Annotated in this window: 5 protein-coding genes and 2 rRNA genes; 6 read left to right on the top strand and 1 reads right to left on the bottom strand. The window is 41.8% G+C overall.

Annotated elements, in window-relative coordinates:
* Positions 1 to 251, top strand: a 23S ribosomal RNA gene (locus AC1DWN_RS28405); the annotation flags it as partial.
* 349 nt (positions 252 to 600) lie between these two features.
* Here AC1DWN_RS28405 and AC1DWN_RS28410 read toward each other — a convergent pair.
* The gene (locus AC1DWN_RS28410; RefSeq protein ID WP_477562242.1) at positions 601 to 1,494 is read right to left on the bottom strand and encodes a lysostaphin resistance A-like protein; all 894 of its coding nucleotides are present in this window, start codon (positions 1,492 to 1,494) and stop codon (positions 601 to 603) included.
* A gap of 203 nt (positions 1,495 to 1,697) precedes the next feature.
* Here AC1DWN_RS28410 and AC1DWN_RS28415 point away from each other — a divergent pair, with 203 nt between their 5' ends.
* From AC1DWN_RS28415 to AC1DWN_RS28435, 5 genes are all read left to right on the top strand, one after another.
* Positions 1,698 to 2,933, top strand: coding sequence for an MFS transporter (locus AC1DWN_RS28415; protein WP_477562243.1), 1,236 nt, complete (start codon positions 1,698 to 1,700; stop codon positions 2,931 to 2,933).
* Positions 2,934 to 2,966: 33 nt separating this feature from the next.
* A complete protein-coding gene (locus AC1DWN_RS28420; RefSeq protein ID WP_477562244.1) occupies positions 2,967 to 3,656 on the top strand; it encodes a pseudouridine synthase in 690 nt (229 codons plus the stop codon).
* A 140-nt stretch (positions 3,657 to 3,796) separates the two neighbouring features.
* Positions 3,797 to 4,072: an S-layer homology domain-containing protein gene (locus AC1DWN_RS28425; protein WP_477562245.1), complete on the top strand. Its 276-nt coding sequence runs from the start codon at positions 3,797 to 3,799 to the stop codon at positions 4,070 to 4,072.
* A gap of 3 nt (positions 4,073 to 4,075) precedes the next feature.
* The gene (locus AC1DWN_RS28430) at positions 4,076 to 4,246 is read left to right on the top strand and encodes a hypothetical protein (RefSeq protein WP_477562246.1); all 171 of its coding nucleotides are present in this window, start codon (positions 4,076 to 4,078) and stop codon (positions 4,244 to 4,246) included.
* A gap of 288 nt (positions 4,247 to 4,534) precedes the next feature.
* Positions 4,535 to 4,604, top strand: a 16S ribosomal RNA gene (locus AC1DWN_RS28435); the annotation flags it as partial.

Genomic DNA, 4,604 nt, shown 5'->3' on the forward strand with positions numbered 1-4,604 from the left:
GCTGGCTGTCCTTAGTACGAGAGGACCGGGATGGACGTACCGCTGGTGTACCAGTTGTTCCGCCAGGAGCACCGCTGGGTAGCCAAGTACGGACGGGATAAGCGCTGAAAGCATCTAAGCGTGAAGCCCCCCTCAAGATGAGATTTCCCAGTATGTAAGACCCCTTGAAGACGACGAGGTTGATAGGTTCGGGGTGGAAGCGCAGCAATGCGTGGAGCTGACGAATACTAATCGGTCGAGGGCTTATCCTAAATAAGGTTTGCATGGACCCATACATCCGGCAAACAAACAGCTAAGGTTCAGTAAGAYAACTTTCGTATCCAGTTTTCAGGGCGCAAAAATGCCCAAGAAAATATTAATGTAGTAACTTAAATTCCTTGTGATGCAAGGTTTTTTTGTTTTATAGGGGAGAAATAGGCGGGCYATCTGCATCTTTTCAATATCTGCATTTCTGTTTTGCAGAATGAAGTGGAGTTATTTTGAGCTGAAATCTGTTATTGCAGCGTTTGAGCCATATGAAGTGCTTGATACATGACTTGTGCCAAGCTGGGAGGGGATTTTACGCCTCTTCCAGCTTATTCTTTTTGCACATTTTCACACTTATAGTCGACTGATGCTAGGAGCTTTGTCCATATAATAGTAATAAACAGCTATTATACCGATAAGTAAAACTAACGTAGAAGTGAAGCTTCCCTCAACCCCGAAGGAGCCGCCTGACAGTGCGTTAGGACCATTATTAATCGTCTGCAGCAGTGAAGGAACGGTATCGGTTCCCGAAACGCTAAAACCATAAACATATCCTTGGAAATAGTTCCATGTAAGATGCAGACCAATAGGCATCCATAGCCCGCCCGTCAGCTCACGCGCAAGTGCTAACAGTAATCCTGCTAGAAAGATGTTAAGTAACGGGAACGGGGAATCTAAGATCCCAGGGTTAGAGCCGTGTAATAGTGCGAACAAGATTGAACTGGTGATAATGGCAGCCGTACTGCCGTAATGATGCTTTAATAGTCCTTGTACGTAGCCGCGTGATAGAATTTCCTCGGAAAGTGCCACGCCCGTAAATAGCAGAAAGCCTTTTAATAATGAAATGTTTACCTCTCGGTTAAAGCCGATCCATTCCCATTCAATACCTCCTAATGCCCAAATAAGCACACTAGATAGAGAAATGAGAATAGCTCCAGTAAGCAGGCCTTGAATAGTAAAGACGACTGCGCCACGTTGCTTAATACCGAGGGCCCAGCCCTTTTTTCGCTCGAAAAACGCGTACATCAAAAATATGGCCACGATAAAACCGATCATTTGTGCATAGATCAGTGTTCCACTGCTTGCAATATTTTCGAATTTGGAAGTGGAAAAGCCAGTTACAAGAAAATAACCGATTAATGCCAAAATAATAAATACAAACATAATAACCATCAGCAGCAGCAATTTACCGATGATTGATGCAATGGTTTTAATTAGGTTCACCTCTCTTTGATTTGTTAATTGCATTATAGATGCCCATTTAAAAATATGTCAATTTTGTTTTAATTTAACTCTTTGTTAAATCGACCTGTTCCCATGGTAATATATGATTTAGTTCGCTAAGATACGATCATACTTATAACAATCGGTATTATTTCTTATATAAATGCGAGAATATCGAAATGATCATGCCAAGCGGGTAAATATATAGATTACGAGGAGAAGAGATAATGAAGATATCAGCCTTATTGCGTGAGCCCAAACAACGTAAATTATTGTTTAGTGCGGGTCTGAGCTGGCTGTTTGATGCAACGGAGGTTGGGATGATCTCCTTCATAGTTACAGCACTGGCTGTTGAATGGCATTTGGGTGCACAGCAGGTAGGACTAGTAATGGCAATTAATTCGATTGGTATGGCGGTAGGTGCTGCGATATCTGGATTACTTGCTGACCGATATGGGAGAAGAGCGATACTGATTTGGACGCTGCTTATTTTCTCCATAGCAAGTGGCTTATCAGCATTGGCAACTAGTTTTGTCGTACTATGTGTGCTGCGTTTCATAGCTGGATTCGGCCTTGGCGGAGAGCTGCCGGTTGCAACTACGCTCGTTTCTGAGTCAGTTCCTATAAAAGATAGGGGACGTGCAGTCGTTCTACTTGAAAGCTTTTGGGCATTTGGTTGGATTGCTGCGGCACTGATCGCCTACTTCGTTATTCCTGAATATGGATGGCGTATGGCCTTTGTGATCGGTACACTGCCAGCTTTCTATGCTTTATATCTTAGGAGAGCCATTCAAGACTCACCAACCTTTAATAAGCAGCAAAGTCGAAACCTTTCTATTAAGGAACGAGTGGCCTCGGTGTGGTCTGTAAAATACCGTAAGTCGACTATTACATTATGGATCTTATGGTTTACCGTAGTTTTTTCGTATTATGGTATGTTCCTGTGGCTCCCATCTATCATGCTGCTAAAAGGCTTTGATCTCGTAACAAGCTTTCAATATATACTGATCATGACGCTGGCGCAGATTCCAGGCTATTTTACCGCAGCATACTTTATTGAGAAGTTCGGTCGCAAATTCGTGCTTGTTGTTTATTTGCTGCTAACTGCGGTAAGTGCGGTGTGGTTTGGAAATGCGGAGACGGAAGGAATACTAATCGCTTCTGGAATTTGCCTATCCTTCTTCAACCTTGGAGCATGGGGAGGCATGTATGCCTACACGCCAGAGTTATATCCTTCTACCGTACGTGCTACCGGAGTCGGACTTGCTGCATCGTTTGGACGAGTTGGAGGGGTAATCGGTCCATTTCTAGTTGGTATGTTAGTAGCACGCGAAACAGCAATCACCACGGTGTTTATGATGTTTTTTGTTACAATTGTAATTGGAGCCCTTACTGTTCTATTCTTTGGAAAAGAAACTAAGGGTACGGACCCTGATAGAGATACGGCAGCAGAGACAGGTTAGTTATCTTCATTGTAGTAGGAAAGCAGGCTCATCATGAGAATCAATAAATACATAAGTGAAACAGGATTTTGTTCAAGGCGTGAAACCGATCGTTTAATCGAAGCAAAAAGAATTACGATAAATGGTGTAGTATGTGAGGTGGGGGATGATGTAGACCCCAAGGATATTGTACTTTTAGATGGGGAACCAATTCCAATTAAAGCAGAACCCGTCTATCTCGCACTCAATAAACCAATAGGGATTACGTGCACCGCATCCAAAGAAGTAGCTGGCAATATTATCGACTTTATTAACTATCCCACGAGAATTTTTGCCATCGGCAGATTAGATAAAGCATCAGAGGGTCTAATTTTATTAACGAACGATGGAGATATTGTCAATAAAATGATGCGTTCAGAAAATGGTCATGAAAAAGAGTACATGGTGACAGTGGACAAGCCGATTACTCAGCCATTTATAGAAGAGATGTCTAGCGGTGTGCCTATCCTTGATGTGATAACGAAGCCCTGTGAAGTTTTTCGAATAAACGACTATGAGTTCCGGATTATTTTGACACAGGGTCTAAATCTACAAATTAGGAGAATGTGCAAAGCTCTAGGATATAGGGTGCTGAGGCTTGAGCGAGTTCGAATTATGAATATTACTATTGATGAATTAGATAAAGGGCAGTGGAGAGAATTGGCAGACGATGAATTAATAGCACTCTTCGCCCTTCTGCAGTAGTTGGCAACTATAATGGCAATTAGTATATAGATACAACAGGCAAAGCAATGTTTAATGGGAAGATGTGGACATCTGCATCTATCTTCGAAGACGGGCATGCTATAGTCGGGTATGTTGTAAAAGGTATCGCATAAAATGGAATGATAGACAGCAGTGGTGGAGTTGTATTTAAAGTAAATGAACCGAACAATCGTAATTTTAATGTTACGGGGAAAGAACAACATACAGGCGACATGCCGACAATTGATGAGGAAGAATTGGACCCGACTTATTATAAAAGAACAAATGGCCGCACGGAGGATGTAACGCCTGAAGGAAAGTTCAATCCGAAGAAACCGGTCACTAGGGCACAGATGCTAACTATTCTAGATAAAATGATTAAGCACTATGTGGTTAATGAGGAGACCCTGCAATAATTCATGAATGATAAGAGTGATATATCCAAGTCTATTAGTAGCATTAACTTTAAAAGAGAAGGCGACATCGTACTAGAGGATAAGAAGATTAAGTTTGTGTATGTGACACCGAAAGTGAAGGCCTATATTCATACGGCTCCTAGCTTTGACGGTTATATCATGACGGGTTACTAAAGAAGAAGCGGATAACAGGAGTATCTCTAATTAGGGGTGCCCCTGTTTATCTTTATTAGGTTTATAGATAGGGAATTTAATGTTTTTAAAAAGAATTTMAAAAAAGACTTGCATTARTAGGCGAATACATGGTATATTMTTATTCCGGCCAAGAAACAYACCGGAACAAACGAGAAACAAACKAGAATAAGATTGCTCTTTGAAAACTGAACAACGAGTATTAAACTGCCCTAACGATCCTAACGGATCATTAGAAAAAGCGATAAAAGATTGAGCAAGTCAAACACCAATTTGGAGAGTTTGATCCTGGCTCAGGACGAACGCTGGCGGCGTGCCTAATACATGCAAGTCGAGCGGA

It is taken from the genome of Paenibacillus sp. P4_A7, from assembly GCF_056402455.1.